Source organism: Streptomyces sp. NPDC017225 (genome assembly GCF_044331465.1).
GTDB lineage: Bacteria > Actinomycetota > Actinomycetes > Streptomycetales > Streptomycetaceae > Streptomyces.
In genome coordinates, this window is sequence record NZ_JBIRNE010000008.1 from 217,277 (window position 1) to 234,175 (window position 16,899).

Consider the following 16,899-nt stretch of genomic DNA (forward strand, 5'->3'; position numbering starts at 1 on the left):
TCTCACTCTTTCGTGGCTCGTCACGCGCCGGTGCGCCGGGTAGAGCACCTGCCGGAGGCGATCCATGGAACAGACAGCGTTGCGACCCAAGCCGATGCCCGGCCAGGAACCGGGGGCCGGCACCGCACCCGACACCGCCCGGCGCCCGCGAGCCGGGGGCCGGCGCCGGTTCACCGCCCTGCTGCTGGTCGTGTGCGCCGCGACGGTCCTGCTCCTGGCGGGCGCGGGACTCGGCACGATGGGCGCCACGGTGATCGGCATGAGCAGACTCGCCGAACTGCAACGGCAGGCAGGGCCGTCGGGTGCGGCGGGAGCAGCCGCGGCGGTGCCGAAGGGCGGGCGGGCCGCCCCGGCGCACCCGCCGGCCGGCCCGTCGCCGGCCGCCGCGACCCTCGGCGTGGAGGCCGTGGACGACGAGAAGCCGGGCGCCCTGGTCGTGGGAGTCCATGTGCCCGGCCCCGGGCACGCGGCGGGCCTGGTCCGGGGTGACGTGCTCCTGGCGGTCGGCACGACCCGGGTCGACTCGGCCGCCGACCTCGCCCGGGCCGTGGCCCGCGCCCGGCCGGGCAAGGAGGTCAAGGTCACCGTGCGCCACGAGAGCGGCGGCTACCAGCAGCTGACGGCCGTGCCGGGGGTCGTCACCTGACCGTGCGGAAGTGGCTCGTGAGCCGTCCCGTGTCGTCCAGCACGTGGTAGGCCAGTCCGACCGGGGCGTCCCGGTCCGCGATCCGCTCACCCTCCCAGGGCAGCCGCAGGGTCCACGTCACCCCGGGCCCGACCACCAGGGGCCGCCCGGCGAACACGGTGGCGGCGGGCGTGTGGGCGTGCCCCGTGATCAGCCCGGCGATCTCGGGCCGGCGGCCGAGCAGCGCCGCGAGGCGTTCCGGGCGGCGCAGTTGGTAGGAGTCCGGCAGGGGGTGGTGCACGGCGGTGGGCGGGTGGTGGAAGGCGAGGAGGACCGGGCGGTCGCCGTCGAGCTCGTCGAGCGCGGCCTCGATCCAGCCGTAGGTCTCCTCGTCCAGTTCCCCCTCGTCGCTCCCCGGGATGCTGGAGTCGCACATCAGTACCGCGCCGCCGTCGAAGACGTGCACTGCGTTGACCGGTCCGTCGGCGGTGGGCCGGCCCAGCAGGGCCTTGCGGTAGGGCGCGCGGCTGTCGTGGTTGCCGGGGCAGGTGAGCACGGGCAACGGCGCGGTGCCGTCGCGCAGCCCCAGGATGCGTGCCGCCTCCTCGTACTCCGCCTCGGTGCCGTGATCCGCGATGTCCCCGGTCACCAGGAGGGCGTCCACCCGCCCCGGCAGTTCCCACAGCCGGTCGCGAACCCGCTCGGCGCGTCCGGTCGCCCGCGCACTCCCGTCCAGGTGCAGATCGCTGATGTGCGCGAGTACGAGCATGGTGTCGGCCTCCTCCGGGCGCCCGAAGGCATCCCCCGCAACTAATGCTTGAGTCACATCAAACCATTAGTCGTGGTGATTGTTCCATGCCAATCGGCTCGCGTCGCCCCCGCGCCGGGGGCAGGATGCTGCCCGTAGTCCCTTCACTCTTCTCGCCCAGGGAGGCCCGGATGACCGGCAGCGCGCCCACTGCTTCTTTCACCGCCGACGACTACCGGGTCCGCATGGAGCGCGCCGCTCGGGCGGCCGCCGACGCCGGGCTCGCCGGACTGCTGGTGGCGCCGGGCCCTGACCTCGTGTGGCTCACCGGCTACGCGCCCACCGCGGCCACCGAACGCCTCACCCTGCTCGTCCTCGCCGCCGGCCGCGACCCCGTCCTCGTCGTCCCGACGCTGGAGGCACCCGACGCGGAGAAGGCCGTCGGCGCGCCCGCCCTGACCCTGCGCGACTGGACCGACGGCAAGGACCCCTACGCCGCCACCGCCGCCCTCCTCGACGGCTCCGGACGGTTCGGCGTCAGCGACAACGCCTGGGCGATGCACCTGCTGGCCCTGCAACGCGCGCTGCCCGACACCTCGTACGCCGCCCTCACCGAGGCGCTGCCCATGCTGCGCGCCGTCAAGGACGCGGCGGAACTGGAGCTGCTGGCGGCGGCGGGCGCGGCCGCGGACGCCGCCTTCGAGGAGATCCGCAAGGTGCGCTTCGGCGGCCGCCGGGAGTCCGACGTCGCCGCCGACCTCGCCGGTCTGCTGCGGCGGTTCGGGCACTCCCAGGTCGACTTCACCATCGTCGCCTCCGGACCGAACGGGGCCAACCCGCACCACGAGGTGGGCGACCGCGTCATCGGGGACGGCGACATGATCGTCCTCGACTTCGGGGGACTGAAGGACGGTTACGGCTCCGACACCTCCCGCACCGTCCACGTGGGCGCGCCCACCGACGAGGAGCGCCGGGTGCACGACCTCGTCCGCGAGGCGCAGGAGGCGGGCTTCGGCGCGGTACGGCCCGGGGTGGCCTGCCAGGAGGTCGACCGGGCCGCCCGCGCGGTCATCGCCGGCGCCGGCTACGGCGAGTACTTCATCCACCGCACCGGGCACGGCATCGGCGTCACCACGCACGAGCCGCCGTACATGATCGAGGGCGAGGAGCGGCTCCTCGTGCCCGGCATGTGCTTCTCCGTCGAGCCCGGCGTCTATCTGCCCGGCCGGTTCGGGGTACGCATCGAGGACATCGTCACGGTCACCGAGGACGGCGGCCGGCGTCTCAACGACACGACCCGGGAGATGGTCATAGTGGAGTGAGCGGCGACGAAGAGCCCCGAACGTCCCGGCGGACCCGAGCGCCCCGGCAGATGCGGAAGACGACGGCGCGACCATGACCCAGGCACCGACACCCACCGCGGACACCGTCCGCCGACTGGTCCGTTCCCTGCTGGGAGAGAGTGCGGAAGACGACGTACGGCCCGTGGCGGCGGGTGCCGCCCCCGCCACCTGGTGGGTCGGTGCCCGGCACGTGCTGCGTCTGGCCCCCGACCGCGGGGCCGCGGTACGGCAGCGACGCGAGCTTCGCCTGCGCGAGCTGCTTCGCCCGTACGTCTCCGTCGTGGTACCGACGAGCGTGGCGCACGGCGAGTGGGCGCCGGGGCTGACCTACACGCTGGACGCCAGGGTGTCCGGCGGGTCGGGCGAGGACCTCGACGTGTCGGCCCTCGGCGAGGCCGACCTCGCGGCGCTGCTCGCGGGGTTGCGCGAGGTCCCGGTCCGCCAGGCCGAGACCCTCGGCGTGCCCCGGGCCGCCCCGCGCCCGCTGGAGACGCTGCGGCAGGCCGGCGAGCGGGCCGCCCGGCACCTCGCCGAGGCCGACGAGTTCGACGCGGCCCGGCCGGAGCGGCTCACCCGGGCCGCGTCGGCCCAGCTCGGCGTGCAGTCGGGCGCGGCGGTTCTCGTCCACCACGGCCTGGCAGGCGAGCACCTCGTGGTCGGCGCCGACGGCCGGGTGCGCGGCGTCCTCGGCTGGACCGACGCGGTCCTGGGCGACCCGGCCGAGGACATCGCCGCGCTCGCGCTCTGTGTCGGCTCGCCCGCCGCCGTCCGCGCCGCCACCCTCGCCGGTTACGGCGCCCGGCCCTGTCTGCGCGGTCTGTGGCTGGCCCGCTGCGACGCCCTCGTCCACCTCGCCGAGGCCCTCACCGGCCGGTCCGCCGGATCCGCGTCCGAACCGCCGCCGCTGCCTCTACCGCCGCCCCTGCCCCTGCCCCTGCCCCTGCTCAGGGCCAGGCTGCGGCGCGCCTGGGAGCCGATCCTGCTGGAACGCGTGACGGAGCTGCGCGAGGACGGCACGGACGACGCCCCGTCCTGAGCACCCCTCATGACTGCACGAGCCACTCCTGCACGGGCCGCTTCCGCACGAGCCACTCCTGCACGGGCCGCTTCCGCACGAGCCACTCTTGTACGAGCCGCTTCCGCACGAGCCACTCTTGTACGAGCCGCTTCCGCACGAGCCACTCTTGTACGAGCCGCTCCCGCACCCTTCACTCCTGTACGAGCACCACGCTCGACTCGCCCGGCACCCGCAGCACCCCGTCCGCGCCCGGCGCCCGCACCGGCTCCCACGCGGCGAGCACGCGCGCGGGGCGGGTGCCCAGCGGGATCGCCGCCGGTTCGGAGCCCAGGTTGACGGCCACCCGGATGTCGCCGCGCCGGAAGGCCAGCCAGCGCGCCTCGCCGTCGTACGCGACCTTGGTGTCGCCGAGGTCGGGGGCGGTCAGGTCCGGCTGCTCGCGGCGCAGTGCGATCAGCCGGCCGTACCAGGCCAGTAGGCGCGCGTGCGGCTCGCGTTCCGGCTCGGACCAGTCCAGGCAGGAGCGCTCGCGTGTCGCCGGGTCCTGCGGGTCGGGCACGTCCTCCTCCTTCCAGCCGTGCGCGGCGAACTCGCGCCGCCTGCCGCCGCGCACCGCCTCGGCGAGCTCCGGGTCGGTGTGGTCGGTGAAGAACTGCCAGGGCGTGCCCGCCGCCCACTCCTCGCCCATGAACAGCATCGGCGTGAACGGCGCGGTCAGCGTCAGCGTGGCCGCGCAGGCCGCGAGCCCCGGGGAGACCAGCGCGGCCAGGCGGTCGCCCTGGGCGCGGTTGCCGACCTGGTCGTGGGTCTGGCTGTAGCCGGTCAGCCGGTGCGCGGCGACCCGGCCGCGGTCCAGCGGACGGCCGTGACCGCGGCCCCGGAAGCTGGAGTGGGTGCCGTCGTGGAAGTAGCCCCGCGTCAGCGTCTTGGCGAGCGCCGCCAGCGGAGCGCGCGCGAAGTCGGCGTAGTAGCCCTGCGACTCACCGGTCAGCGCGGCGTGCAGGGCGTGGTGGAAGTCGTCGTTCCACTGCGCGTGCACGCCCAGGCCGCCCTCCGCGCGGGGGGTGATGACCCGCGGGTCGTTGAGGTCGGACTCGGCGATGAGGAACAGCGGGCGCTCCAGGTCGGCGGCGAGGCCGTCCACCGCGGTCGACAGTTCCTCCAGGAAGTGGCACGCGCGCGTGTCGACCAGGGCGTGCACCGCGTCCAGGCGCAGCCCGTCGACCCGGTAGTCCCGCAGCCACGCCAGCGCGCTGTCCACCAGATAGGCCCGGACCTCGTCCGAGCCGGGAGCGTCGAGGTTGACGGCGACGCCCCAGGGCGTGTGATGGGTGTCGGTGAAGTACGGACCGAAGGCGGGCAGGTAGTTGCCGGTCGGGCCCAGGTGGTTGTGCACGACGTCCAGGACCACGCCCAGGCCGAGCGCGTGGGCGCGGTCGACGAACCGTTTCAGCGCCTCCGGGCCGCCGTACGGCTCGTGCACGGCCCACAGTGAGACCCCCTCGTACCCCCAGCCGTGCCGGCCCGGGAAGGGGCACAGCGGCATCAACTCCACGTGTGTGACGCCGAGGTCCGCCAGGTGGCCGAGCCGTTCGGCGGCGGCGTCGAGCGTGCCCTCGGGCGTGTACGTGCCCACGTGCAGCTCGTACAGGACGCCCCCGGGCAACGGGCGCCCGGCCCACTCGGTACGCCACGCGTACCGTCCGTGGTCGACGACCGCGCTCAGCCCGTCCGGTCCGTCCGGCTGCCGGCGTGAGCGCGGGTCCGGCAGCACCGGCCCGTCGTCCACCGCGAAGCCGTACCGCGAGCCGTCGCGTGCCTCGGCCCTACCGCACCACCACCCCGGCCGCTCCGGATCGCGCTCCAGCGCGCGCGTGGCGCCGTCGCACTGCAACGTGACTCGGCCGGCCTGCGGTGCCCACACCTCGAACTGCACGGACGGTTCCCCTTCGTCTGCTCACCGTGATGTAGCCCGTCCATGGTCCTGCAAAAGTGATCTCCGCGCTGCTGAACGCCCCGTTTGCGGCGGGTGTCGTGCCGTGGTCCGGAAGTGACGGCCGTGCCCGGCGCGCGTGGCGGCCGTTTCCCGTTTTCTGGACACTCCGGCCCGGCTGACCGACAATCACCTGCGTGACGTCGTCCTTCGAGTTCAACACGTACCCCGCGCGGTTGTCCGACGCGGAGCGCGACAAGGCGCTGAACTTGCTCCGGGACGGCGTCGCCATGGGACGTCTGTCGCACGACACGTTCATCCGCAGGATGGAGCTGGCGCTCGCCGCCCGCCGCCCGGAGGAACTCGCCCCGCTCACCGCCGACCTCGCCACCGAGGGGCGGATGTCGCGGCTGGTCTTCGGCACCGTCGAGGCGGTGTCCGGGTTCGGCGTGCGGCTGCGCCGGGCCTGGCAGGCCGAACGCCTGCCCAAGCTGCTGCTGCCCCACCCCGGCAACGGTCATCCGATGCGCATAGGACGCGACCCGGCGAGCGGGCTGCGGCTGACCCACGAGACGGTCTCCCGCGTGCACGCCGAGCTCAGCCGCCAGGGCGGCATGTGGGTGCTGCGGGACCTCGGCTCCACCAACGGCACCACGGTCAACGGACGGCGGGTCATCGGCGCGGCCGTCGTCCGCGAGGGTGACCAGATCGGCTTCGGCCAGATGGCCTTCCGCCTCGCGGTGAACTGAGCCCGGGGGCGGTGGAGAGACCGGCGGCGAGGCCGGCGCACAGCTCTGGCCTGGGGTTCACTCGGTGTCGTGCATCGCGGTGGGCCGGATCGTCGGGTCGGATCGCGGGACAAATCCCTTTGCATTTCACGGTGTTGACGTACCCCACAAGTCGTGACTGACTGTGCGTACACCGCGCACGTCAGGTGACCCGACGGCCCGCATCGTGGAGGTGTGCCCTGCCGCCCCTCCTGCGCTATCCGACCGTGGACGAACTGGGCTCCCGGGCCGCCGCACTCGTCGCCCGCAACCCCCGTGACGCCCGGCTGCGCCGCGTCGGCACGTCCCGCTCGGGCATCCCGCTGCTGCTCCTCTGCGTCGGCCACGGCAGCCGCCAGGTCCTCGTCGTCGCCGGGCCGCACGCCAACGAGCCCGTGGGCGGGGCCACCGTCCTGCGGCTGGCCGAGCGCGCCCTCGCCGACCCCCGGCTCACCGAGGGCGTGGACGCCACCTGGAACCTCCTGCTGTCCGTCGACCCGGACGGTCTGCGCCGCAACGAGGGCTGGCTGTCCGGCCCGTACACCCTCGGCCGCTACGCGCGGAACTTCTTCCGGCCCGGCTTCCTGGAGCAGCCCGAGTGGCTGCCCGACGGCCCGGACCGCGCCGTGCTGCCGGAGACCCGCGCCCTGCTCACCCTCCAGGACGAGCTGCGGCCCTTCCTGCAGTGCTCCCTGCACGGCGTCGACGTCGGCGGCGGCTTCGTCGAGGTGACCCACGACCTGCCGGGCCTCGCCCAGCGCATCGCCCACACCGCGGCCCGGCTCGGCGTCCCCCGCGAACTCGGCGCCTACGACACCCTGTACTGGCCCGACCTCGGTCCCGCCGTCTACCGGATACCGCCGCCCCGCCGCGGCGACCTCACCGCGGCCATCACCGAGGCCGCCGTCGACTCGACGTGGTGCCACCCGCGGCGGTACGGCACCGTCACCGCGGTCGTCGAGGCTCCCATGTGGGGCGTCGCCGCCGTGGCGGACGGCTCGCCCCCGGCCGACCAGGACGGGGTACTGCGCTCCGTGAGCCGCGCCCTGCGGCACGACACGCAGCGCCTGCACCGCGTCCTCGCCCGGCTCCGCCCCCACCTGGCGACCGTCCCGGGGGCGGCGCACCTCCTCGCACCGGTCGACGACTACCTGCTGGTCTGCCCGAGGCTGGCCGACGCGTGGGACCCCGACACCGACGACGGATCGGGCCGCTGCCTGCCGCCGATGAGCACCGCCCACCTGGTCGCCCTGCGGCTCGCCGGACGGCGCCTGTCCCTGCGGACCGCGGGGCTGCTGCACCAGCTGGTGACCCGTACCGGAGGTGATCCGGCGGGCGTGCTGCCCGAACTGGACCGGCTCGTCGACGAAGGCTGCGCCGACTACCGCGACGGCTGCGCGGCCCGCTGGATACCGGTCGCACGCCAGGTGGAGTATCAGACGCGGGTCGTACTCGCCGCGTTCGAACTGGCCGCGCGGCGCCCCACCGCGGGCTCCCGTTCGGGTGAGCCGGGCTGGGGTTCCGAGGCCGCCGTGCCGATGCACCGGGAATGACCCACACCATCACCGCCCGGGCGGCACGCACCGCCCTGCTGGCAGCCGCGGCCCTCCTCCTCGCCTGCGCCACCCCCGCACAGGCCACCGCGGAGCGGACACCGGCGAACGACTGGCTCCATCTCACCGTCACCCGGGGCGACGCCCAGTCGGACGTCCTGCCCGGCGCCCCGTCGGGTGACCAGTCCGGCCCCACGCGCGACGCCCTGCTGCTGTGCCACCCGCCCCGCGGCCACGCCCACGCCGCCCGAGCCTGCGCGGAACTCGACGCGGCCGGTGGCCGCATCGCCGACATCCCGCCGCGGGACACCCCCTGCCCGATGATCCACGCCCCGGTGACCGCCCACGCGCACGGGCAGTGGCGGGACCGGCCGGTGGAGTACACGCAGACCTTCCCCAACCCGTGCGTGATGGCGGCGCGGACGGGGTCGGTGTTCGCGTGGGACACGGAGGGGTGAACCGGGCGGCCCGGTGAGCGGGCGACACGCGTTCGGCCTCCGGGCCGAGTGCGTGTCGCTCTCCGTCCGCTTCCCGCGAGCCCTGCCACCCACCCCCGCCCGCGCCCCGTCACCCCGCCGGTCCCGGTCAGTCCTCGTCGCCCGCCGCCGCCCCCACCCGCTCCAGCAGCGCCACCGGCACCCCCGAGAACAGCTCCTCCACGCGCGCGTGCCCGGTGAACTCCCGCCCGGGCGTCAGCGCGTCCGCCCAGCGGCCCGGCGGCAGCGGCAGTGCGGTCCCGTGCCAGCCGCCCGCCTCCGCCAGCCGCAGCGACAACCGGGTCACGGCCGTCAGGACCTCACCGGAGCGGACGAACGCCACGCAGTGCGCGGCCGCCGGTCCCTCGGCGCGCAGCGGCTCGTACGTCGCCGCGTCGCCGAAGACGTCGGGCCGCCGCGCGCGCAGCGCCAGCGCCGCCCGGGTCACCGCGCCCTTCTCCCCGTCCTGGGACCTCCCGGCATCGCCGCCCTCCCCGAAGGGCACCGGCCGGCGGTTGTCCGGGTCGACCAGGGCCAGGTACTCGTCCTCCGTGCCCTGGTAGAGGTCCGGTACCCCCGGCATCGTCAGGTGCGTCAGAGCGGTGCCGAGGACGTTGGCCCGGATGTGCGGCCCCAGGGCGGCGCGGAAGGCGGCCACCCGCTCGCCCGGCGCGCCGCAGGGCCCCGCCGCCACGAACCCGGCCACCGCCTCCTCGTACGGCGGCTCCCGCTCCGTCCAGCTGGTGTACATCCCCGCCTCGCGCACATGCTTCAGCAGCGCCTCCCGCACGCGCTCACCGTCCGCCGGACCCAGCCCGAACACCGTCTGCCAGGCCGCCCACGCCAGCTGCGCGTCCGGCACACCCTCACCCGTGCGAGTGACCTCCGTCAGGACGTCCGCCCAGCGCTCCGGGCACTCGGTGAGCACCGCCAGCGCGGCCCGCACGTCGGCGCTGCGCTTGGTGTCGTGGGTCGACACGACCGTGCCGGTGGCGGGCCAGTCGCGCTGCACGCGCGCGCAGTACGCGTGGAAGTCCTCCGGCGACAGGGCCGGACTCCCCGGGTTCCCGCCCACCTCGGTCGCCGACAGCAGCGGCACGTAGCGGTAGAACGCCGTGTCCTCCACCGACTTCGCGCGCAGCGCCGACGCCGTCTGCGCGAACCGCGTGCGGAACTCCACGTGGTCCGGCCCGTCCCCGTACCGGCCCAGGACCAGATCCCGTACGACGTCCACCGCGCCGGCCTCCTGAGGCACCGCGAACGCGAGCCGCGCCTCGGCCGCCGCATCCTCGGTGACGACCGACGCCGCGTCCACCGACCCGTACGGCCGGTACACCTCCAGCCGGACCAGCAGCTCCCGCAGCGCCGTGCGCAGGGCCCACGGCGCCCGGTCGCGCAACGCGGGCTCCGGCGAGGCGACGCACAGGCGGTGCGCCACCCGGGTCAGCCGGTCCGTCTCGGCGGCCAGCTCGTGCGTGATCACCTTGTACGCCGCCCGCCGTACCGTCGCCGCCCAGTCCCCGCCCCGGTCCGTCTGCGGGGCGGCGAACCTGCGGTACTGGCCGAGCAGCTCCCCGTAGCCCGCCGGGTCCGTGAAGAGTCCGTCGACGTGCCGCAGGGCGTCGTAGCCGGTCGTGCCGGCGACGGGCCAGGCGGCCGGCAGCCGCTCCCCGTCCGCGAGGATCTTCTCCACCACCGTCCACCGGCCGCCGGTGGCCTCGTGCAGCCGCCGCAGGTAGGTGTCGGGGTCGGCGAGGCCGTCGGGGTGGTCGACGCGCAGCCCGTCGACCACCCCCTCGTGCAGCAGTCGCAGCACGGTGGCGTGCGTGGCCTCGAAGACCACCGGGTCCTCCACGCGTACGCCGATCAGCTCGGAGATGCTGAAGAAGCGCCGGTAGTTCAGCTCGGTGCGCGCCAGCCGCCACCACACCGGGCGGTACCACTGCGCGTCCAGGAGCCGCGGCAGCGGCAGGTCCGCGGTGCCGCTCCGCAGGGGGAAGGCGTGGTCGTGGTAGCGCAGTACGTCACCGTCGACCCTCAGCTCGTCCAGCACCTCGCCGACCGGGGCGCCGAGCACCGGCAGCAGCAGCTGGCCCCCCTGCGCCTCCCAGTCGATGTCGAACCACCGCGCGTAGGGTGACTTCGGGCCCTCGCGCAGCACCCCCCACAGGGCGCGGTTGTGACGGGGGGACATCGCCATGTGGTTCGGGACGATGTCCACCACCAGGCCGAGACCGTGCTCCCGCGCGGTGCGCGCCAGCGCCCGCAGGCCCTCCTCGCCGCCCAGCTCCGCGCGCACGCGCGCGTGGTCCACGACGTCGTAGCCGTGCTGCGAGCCGGGGACCGCCTCCAGGACGGGGGACAGGTGCAGATGCGACACACCGAGCGAGGCCAGGTAGGGCACGGCCGCCGCGGCGGCCCCGAAGGGGAACGCGGGCTGCAGCTGCAGCCGGTAGGTGGCCGAGGGGGCCGGGGAGGTCGAGGGCAGCACCGGGTCGGGTCGCTCAGGTGTCATGCAGACCTACGTACCCGCCCCGCCGCCTTTCGTGTCATCGGGCCCCCTGCACGGGCGTAGGGGCGTGTCCTCGGGGGGACACGCCCCTGTGTCCGCTAGACGGGCCGCTGCAACACCGTCAGGCTCCGGTCCACCAGGGTCAGCCGGTCGCCGGCCTGCACCTTCGCGGCCGTGTCCGCGGGCACCCCCTCCGGCAGGGCGGTGTCGACGATCAGCTCCCACTGCCGGCCGTGGTCGACCGGCACCACGAAGTCCAGCGTCTTCGGCGAGGCGTTGAACATCAGCAGGAACGAGTCGTCCCCGATGCGCTCCCCGCGCGCGCCGGGTTCGGAGATCGCGTTGCCGTTCAGGAACACCGTGAGCGCCGACGCCCGCGCCGAGTTCCAGTCCCGCTGGGTCATCTCCGCGCCCTCGGGGGTGAACCAGGCGATGTCCGACAGCTCGTCGTGGGTGCCTTCCACGGGGCGCCCGTGGAAGAAGCGGCGTCTGCGGAAGACCGGGTGGTTCTTGCGCAGCCACACCATCGCGCGGGTGAACTCCAGCAGTCCGGCGCCGGGGCCGTCGCCGTCGCCGTCCGGCCATGACACCCACGCCAGCTCGTTGTCCTGGCAGTAGGCGTTGTTGTTGCCCCGCTGGGTGCGGGCGAACTCGTCGCCGTGGCTGATCATCGGCACGCCCTGGGAGAGCAGCAGGGTGGCGGTGAGGTTCCGCATCTGCCGTGCCCGCAGCTCCAGCACCGCCGGGTCGTCGGTGTCGCCCTCGACACCGCAGTTCCAGGACCGGTTGTGGCTCTCGCCGTCCCGGTTGTCCTCGCCGTTGGCGTGGTTGTGCTTGTCGTTGTACGCCACCATGTCGTGCAGGGTGAAGCCGTCGTGGCAGGTCACGAAGTTGATCGAGGCCAGCGGGCGGCGGCCGTCGTCCTGGTAGAGGTCGGAGGACCCGGTCAGCCGGGACGCGAACTCCGCCAGCGTGCGCTGCTCACCGCGCCACAGGTCCCGCACCGTGTCCCGGTACTTGCCGTTCCACTCGGTCCACAGCGGCGGGAAGTTGCCCACCTGGTAGCCGCCCTCGCCCACGTCCCACGGCTCGGCGATCAGCTTGACCTGCGAGACCACGGGGTCCTGCTGCACCAGGTCGAAGAACGACGAAAGCCGGTCCACCTCGTGGAACTGCCGGGCCAGGGTGGCGGCGAGGTCGAAGCGGAAGCCGTCGACGTGCATCTCGGTGACCCAGTACCGCAGCGAGTCCATGATCATCTGTAGGACGTGCGGGGACCGCATGAGCAGGGAGTTCCCGGTGCCCGTGGTGTCCATGTAGTAGCGGGGGTCGTCGGCCAGCCGGTAGTAGGACGGATTGTCGAGGCCCTTGAAGGACAGCGTCGGGCCCAGGTGGTTGCCCTCGGCGGTGTGGTTGTAGACGACATCGAGGATGACCTCGATCCCGGCCTCGTGCAGCGCCTTCACCGCCGACTTGAACTCCAGTACCTGCTGGCCGCGGTCGCCCCAGGAGGCGTAGGCGTTGTGCGGGGCGAAGAACCCGATCGTGTTGTAGCCCCAGTAGTTGTTGAGGCCCATGTCCACCAGGCGGTGGTCGTTGACGAACTGGTGTACCGGCATCAGCTCCAGCGCGGTCACCCCCAGCTCGGTGAGGTGCTCGATCAGCGCCGGGTGCGCGAGGGCCGCGTAGGTGCCGCGCAGCTCCTCGGGGAGCCCGGGGTGCCGCATGCTCAGGCCCTTCACATGGGCCTCGTAGATCACCGTGTGGTGGTACTCCGTCCGCGGGCGCCGGTCGTCGCCCCAGTCGAAGTACGGGTTGACCACGACCGACGTCATCGAGTGCGGCGCCGAGTCCAGGTCGTTGCGCCGGCCGGGGTCGCCGAAGTGGTAGCCGTACACCTCCTCGCCCCACCGGACCGAGCCACTGATCGCACGCGCGTACGGATCGAGGAGCAGCTTGGCGCTGTTGCAGCGCAGCCCGCGCTCAGGGGCGTACGGGCCGTGCGCGCGGTAGCCGTACCGCTGCCCCGGCATCACGCCCGGCACGTACGCGTGCCGTACGAACGCGTCGCTCTCCCGTAACTCGATCGCGGTCTCCGAGCCGTCGTCGTGCAGCAGACACAGCTCTACTCGGTCGGCGGCCTCCGTGAAGACCGCGAAGTTGGTGCCGGCGCCGTCGTACGTGGCACCGAGTGGATATGCCTCTCCAGGCCAGACCTGCATGGACACGACTCTTTCAGGTGTACGGCGCCGGTGCGGACGCCTTGGCTCCGAGTCCCCCGGAAGTCTCCCCGAAAGTGAGGCGACCACCTGGCACGTACGTCCTCCTACCCGCCCCTCGGCGTTCTCCTCGGCAAGTGCCCCGGTGTGGGCGCGAGGAAGCCTTCCCCGAACCGGGCGGCGTCACCGCTATGAATCCGCTCACTCCCCGGTGTACGACGGACCGGAACGGTCCCGTGGATCAGGGTCGTTGGGAAAACCGGCCGGTCCATCGGGCTGCACCGCGGACCGCTCGCGGAGTACCCTTCCTTGATCGTTGGGACGGGGTCTGACCGGTAGTGCTCCGGGGGAGCGGAAGGCGGTGCGCGGGTGGGCTCGGGAGGGCTGGAGCTGCCTCCTGGTGACGACGGTCACCAGGGGAACTCCACGGACGTCCCGCCCGGTGCGGTGTCCCTGGCGCGGCCGATGAGCGCGGGCGCGATCGGTCCGGAGCTGGACTGGGACGCCGACGCCTGGCACGAGGTGCGCACCCGTGCGCAGCGGGCCGGCCGGGCCTACATCTGGCTCAACCTCGTCGAACAGCGGCTGCGCGCGGTCGTGGCCGCCGTCCTCAGGCCGGTCTACGAACCCGTGCACGGCGACGAGTGGGTGGTCGCCGCCGCGGGACCCGCCGGCCAGGAGTGGGTGCAGCGGGCCGTCGCCGTCCGCGAGGTCAGCCGCCGCAAGGGCTACCTGCTCGACCCGGCCGACGACAACGTCCTCAGCTTCCTCACCCTGCCGCAGCTGCGCGAGCTGATGGTCCAGCACTGGCCCTGCTTCGAGCCGTACCTGGACGAGCGCCGCGACGTGGAACTCGCCCTGGACGAGCTGGAGGTCACCCGCAACGTCGTCTCCCGCAACCGGGCGCTGTCCGAGGCGGTGCTGAACCAGGCCGAGCGGGCCTCGGCGCGGTTGCTGGAGGTCCTCGGCGCGGGCGGCGACGTGCCGTCCACGCGGCGGTTGCCGGTCGACGCCGTGGAGGACCTGGTCGGCGACCGCTACGCCGACGTGGTCGCCGTGCACTCGGACCGGGTGCGGCTGCTGCGCCAGTTCCCGGCCGAGGACATCTTCGGCAGCGCGCGGCGGCTGGACGCCCTCGGTATCGGCCTCAACCTGCTCGTGCAGAACTTCTCCGGCCGCCGCCTGCTCCGGCTGGCCGAGTCCGGCGGCCGGGTGCGGCTGCTCTTCCTGAACCCGGCCTCCAGCGCGATCAAGCGCCGGGAGCGTGAACTCGGCATCAAGCGGGGCGAGCTGAGCCGCGCCGTGGAGATGAACATCCTGCACATGCGCCGGGTGCGCTCCCGGCTGCGGGACCCGGGCGCGTTCGAGATCCAGGTCTTCGACGAGACGCCGCGCTTCACGGCCTACCTCGTCGACGGGGACGGCGCCGACGGCATCGCGGTCGTGCAGTCCTATCTGCGCCGGACCCGGGGGATGGAGGCGCCGGTGCTCGTCCTGCGCAACGGGCGGAACGGCAGCAAGGTGGTGAAGTCGGACCAGGTCGAAGAAGGCGGACTTTTCCCCACCTATCGCGAGGAGTTCGAGCTGATGTGGGCGGATTCGCGGCCGGTGTCGTGAGGGTCGGCGCCGGTCCGTGCGGGGCCCGGGGGCCGGCATAAGCGGAATGCGATCCTCTGATTGTCAGTGGCCCATGCGAAGGTGGAGACCACTGGGGGAACGCACCACCAAGAAGGGGGACCGCCCATGGGCTGGCACCGGGAGCTGCTGATCGGCTTCGACCTGGAGACGACGGGCACCGACCCGTGCGAGGCGCGCATCGTCACGGGAGCCGTGATCGAGGTCGTGGGCGGGGAGCCGCGAGGACGCCGGGAGTGGCTGGCCGATCCCGGGGTGGAGATCCCGGCGGACGCGGTGGCGGTGCACGGCATCACCAACGAGCGGGCGGCCGGCGAGGGGCGGCCCGCCGACCAGGTCGCGGACGCCATCGCCGGTGTGCTCGCGGCCTACTGGAAGACGGGCGTCCCGGTCGTCGCCTACAACGCGGCCTTCGACCTCAGCCTCCTCTCCGCCGAACTGCGGCGCTACGGACTGCCGTCGCTGCGCGACCGCCTCGGCGGCCTGGACCCGGCCCCGGTCATCGACCCGTACACCATCGACCGTTCGGTCGACCGCTATCGCCGGGGCAAGCGCAACCTGGAAGCCGTCTGCCGGGAGTACGGCGTCCCGCTCGACGCCGCCCACGACGCCACGGCCGACGCACTCGCCGCGGCCCGGCTGGCCTGCGCGATAGCCGGCCGCCACCCCAAGGTCGCGTCCCTCGGCCCGGCGGACCTGCACCACCGCCAGATCGAGTGGTACGCCGAGTGGGCGGCGGACTTCCAGAGCTTCCTGCGCCGCAAGGGCGACGCCACGGCCGTCATCGACGGGAGATGGCCGGTGCGCGAACCGGCCGACGAGCGGGTCTGACCCGGTCTCGGAAGGTCGGGTCGGGGTAGTGCGCGGTGCGGGAGCCGTTGGTCCGGAAGGCCGGGTCGGGGCAGTGCGCGGTGCGGAAGGCGTTGGTCCGGAAGGCCGGGTCGGGGCAGTCCCCGGTCCGGGAGCCTCCGGTCCGGAAGACCCGGTCGGGGCAGTCCCCCGCGGGGAAGGCCTCGCCCCCGGAAGACCCCGCCCCGGCAGCCTCGCTCCGGAAATCCCGCCCCGCAAGACCCCACCCCGGCAGCCCCGCCCCCGGAAGGCGACGCGCGGTCAGAACGGATACCACCGCACCGTCGGGTCCCCGTCCCGCAGCGACGCCACCCGGCGTTCGAACTCGGCCAGTGCCCTCGGGTTGCTCGGCGCGTGCTGGGCCACCCAGGCGCAGCTGGCCGTCTCCCGGGCGCCGCGCAGCACCGCGCAGCCGTCCCACTCGCGCACGTCCCAGCCATAGGTCGCGGTGAAGGCGTCGTGCGCCCCGGCGGGCAGCCCGTAGCGGTCCCGGCTGAGCGCCATCACCACCAGGTCGTGCTCGCGCAGGTCGGCGGAGAAGGTCTCCAGGTCGACCAGGACCGGTCCGTCGGGTCCGACGTGCACGTTGCGCGGCAGCGCGTCGCCGTGGATCGGACCCGGCGGCAGATGGGGGACGAGCGCGGCGGCGGCCGTCGCGAAGCCGTCCCGGCGCTCGCGCAGGTACGCGGCGTCCGCGGGGTCGATCACGTCGCCCGCGAGCCGCAGCCAGCGTTCCACGCCGCCCAGCAGTTCGCGGGGCGGCAGCTCGAAGGCGGGGGAGGGCAGCGCGTGGACCAGCCGGAGCAGCGCGGCCACGTCCCGCGGCTCGGCGGGCCGCACCGAGTCGGGCAGCCGCCGCCACACGGTCACCGGGTGCCCGTCGACGAACAGCGCCGTCGGGTCGGCCGCCCGCACCGCCGGCACCCCGGCCTCCTCCAGCCACACCGCGACGGCCAGCTCCCGGCGCGCCCGGCCGAGGAGCTCGGCGTCACGGCCCACCTTGACGGCCAGGTCACCGGCGGCGAACACCGCGTTCTCGCCGAGGGCGAGCAGCCGCGCCTCCCGTGCCCGGCCGGGCAGTACCCCCGCCGCGGCCAGCACCTCCCGCGCCCGTGCCTCGTCCATCGTTGTGTGCCTCCGTGTCCGTCATGTCCGGCGGATTCCCGCCAACCGTCGGCCAGTGTCGCATTCGCACAGGTGGGAGCGTGTGCGCGGTGTCTT

13 protein-coding genes are annotated in these 16,899 nt (G+C 74.0%); 8 read left to right on the plus strand and 5 right to left on the minus strand.

Annotation, left to right across the window (positions count from 1 at the left end; genetic code table 11):
- The first annotated feature begins 64 nt into the window (after nt 1-64).
- Nucleotides 65-646 (plus strand): PDZ domain-containing protein, encoded by a 582-nt coding sequence (locus ACH4NX_RS19705; protein WP_351391651.1) that lies wholly within the window; start codon nt 65-67, stop codon nt 644-646.
- Here ACH4NX_RS19705 and ACH4NX_RS19710 read toward each other — a convergent pair.
- Entirely contained in the window at nt 639-1,394 is a 756-nt protein-coding gene (locus ACH4NX_RS19710) for a phosphodiesterase (protein WP_398129264.1), read from the minus strand. The genes ACH4NX_RS19705 and ACH4NX_RS19710 overlap by 8 nt on opposite strands.
- Before the next feature lie 170 nt (nt 1,395-1,564).
- Between ACH4NX_RS19710 and ACH4NX_RS19715 the strand changes: the two genes are divergently transcribed.
- Nucleotides 1,565-2,695 (plus strand): aminopeptidase P family protein, encoded by a 1,131-nt coding sequence (locus ACH4NX_RS19715; protein ID WP_351391657.1) that lies wholly within the window; start codon nt 1,565-1,567, stop codon nt 2,693-2,695.
- A gap of 73 nt (nt 2,696-2,768) precedes the next feature.
- Nucleotides 2,769-3,752: an aminoglycoside phosphotransferase family protein gene (locus ACH4NX_RS19720; protein WP_398129263.1), complete on the plus strand. Its 984-nt coding sequence runs from the start codon at nt 2,769-2,771 to the stop codon at nt 3,750-3,752.
- 172 nt (nt 3,753-3,924) lie between these two features.
- On the opposite strand, the gene treZ is transcribed toward ACH4NX_RS19720, so the two are convergent.
- Nucleotides 3,925-5,670, minus strand: coding sequence for a malto-oligosyltrehalose trehalohydrolase (gene treZ / locus ACH4NX_RS19725; protein ID WP_398129262.1), 1,746 nt, complete (start codon nt 5,668-5,670; stop codon nt 3,925-3,927).
- Nucleotides 5,671-5,864: 194 nt separating this feature from the next.
- Here treZ and ACH4NX_RS19730 point away from each other — a divergent pair, with 194 nt between their 5' ends.
- The 3 genes from ACH4NX_RS19730 (at nt 5,865) to ACH4NX_RS19740 (ending at nt 8,445) form a co-directional block, all read left to right on the plus strand.
- Entirely contained in the window at nt 5,865-6,416 is a 552-nt protein-coding gene (locus ACH4NX_RS19730; protein WP_351391666.1) for a DUF1707 and FHA domain-containing protein, read from the plus strand.
- Between the two features lie 245 nt (nt 6,417-6,661).
- Entirely contained in the window at nt 6,662-7,987 is a 1,326-nt protein-coding gene (locus tag ACH4NX_RS19735; RefSeq protein WP_398129261.1) for a M14 family zinc carboxypeptidase, read from the plus strand.
- Nucleotides 7,984-8,445 carry an SSI family serine proteinase inhibitor gene (locus tag ACH4NX_RS19740; RefSeq protein ID WP_351391672.1) on the plus strand — a complete coding sequence of 154 codons (462 nt, stop codon included), beginning with the start codon at nt 7,984-7,986 and terminating at the stop codon, nt 8,443-8,445. The genes ACH4NX_RS19735 and ACH4NX_RS19740 overlap by 4 nt, the downstream gene beginning before the upstream one ends.
- 127 nt (nt 8,446-8,572) lie before the next feature.
- Here ACH4NX_RS19740 and treY read toward each other — a convergent pair whose 3' ends face one another.
- Together treY and glgX are read right to left on the minus strand one after the other, a co-directional pair.
- A complete protein-coding gene (gene treY, locus ACH4NX_RS19745; protein ID WP_398129260.1) occupies nt 8,573-10,978 on the minus strand; it encodes a malto-oligosyltrehalose synthase in 2,406 nt (801 codons plus the stop codon).
- A 95-nt stretch (nt 10,979-11,073) separates the two neighbouring features.
- On the minus strand, nt 11,074-13,197 hold the full coding sequence (gene glgX / locus ACH4NX_RS19750; protein ID WP_351391678.1) for a glycogen debranching protein GlgX: 2,124 nt from the start codon (nt 13,195-13,197) through the stop codon (nt 11,074-11,076).
- Between the two features lie 366 nt (nt 13,198-13,563).
- Between glgX and ACH4NX_RS19755 the strand changes: the two genes are divergently transcribed.
- The gene (locus ACH4NX_RS19755) at nt 13,564-14,811 is read left to right on the plus strand and encodes an SAV2148 family HEPN domain-containing protein (protein ID WP_351391681.1); all 1,248 of its coding nucleotides are present in this window, start codon (nt 13,564-13,566) and stop codon (nt 14,809-14,811) included.
- Nucleotides 14,812-14,937: 126 nt separating this feature from the next.
- Nucleotides 14,938-15,660 carry a 3'-5' exonuclease gene (locus ACH4NX_RS19760; RefSeq protein WP_351391684.1) on the plus strand — a complete coding sequence of 241 codons (723 nt, stop codon included), beginning with the start codon at nt 14,938-14,940 and terminating at the stop codon, nt 15,658-15,660.
- Nucleotides 15,661-15,939: 279 nt separating this feature from the next.
- On the opposite strand, the gene ACH4NX_RS19765 is transcribed toward ACH4NX_RS19760, so the two are convergent.
- Complete coding sequence (locus ACH4NX_RS19765; RefSeq protein ID WP_351391687.1) at nt 15,940-16,803, minus strand: aminoglycoside phosphotransferase family protein; 864 nt, start codon at nt 16,801-16,803, stop codon at nt 15,940-15,942.
- Nucleotides 16,804-16,899: the final 96 nt, after the last annotated feature.

Excerpts from the sequence above, each read along its gene's own strand:
- ACH4NX_RS19705 (WP_351391651.1), top strand. The coding sequence starts at position 65 with ATGGAACAGACAGCGTTGCGACCCAAGCCGATGCCCGGCCAGGAACCG.
- glgX (WP_351391678.1), bottom strand. The coding sequence starts at position 13,197 with ATGCAGGTCTGGCCTGGAGAGGCATATCCACTCGGTGCCACGTACGAC.
- ACH4NX_RS19740 (WP_351391672.1), top strand. The coding sequence starts at position 7,984 with ATGACCCACACCATCACCGCCCGGGCGGCACGCACCGCCCTGCTGGCA.
- ACH4NX_RS19720 (WP_398129263.1), top strand. The coding sequence starts at position 2,769 with ATGACCCAGGCACCGACACCCACCGCGGACACCGTCCGCCGACTGGTC.
- ACH4NX_RS19715 (WP_351391657.1), top strand. The coding sequence starts at position 1,565 with ATGACCGGCAGCGCGCCCACTGCTTCTTTCACCGCCGACGACTACCGG.
- ACH4NX_RS19710 (WP_398129264.1), bottom strand. The coding sequence starts at position 1,394 with ATGCTCGTACTCGCGCACATCAGCGATCTGCACCTGGACGGGAGTGCG.
- ACH4NX_RS19760 (WP_351391684.1), top strand. The coding sequence starts at position 14,938 with ATGGGCTGGCACCGGGAGCTGCTGATCGGCTTCGACCTGGAGACGACG.
- treY (WP_398129260.1), bottom strand. The coding sequence starts at position 10,978 with ATGACACCTGAGCGACCCGACCCGGTGCTGCCCTCGACCTCCCCGGCC.
- ACH4NX_RS19765 (WP_351391687.1), bottom strand. The coding sequence starts at position 16,803 with ATGGACGAGGCACGGGCGCGGGAGGTGCTGGCCGCGGCGGGGGTACTG.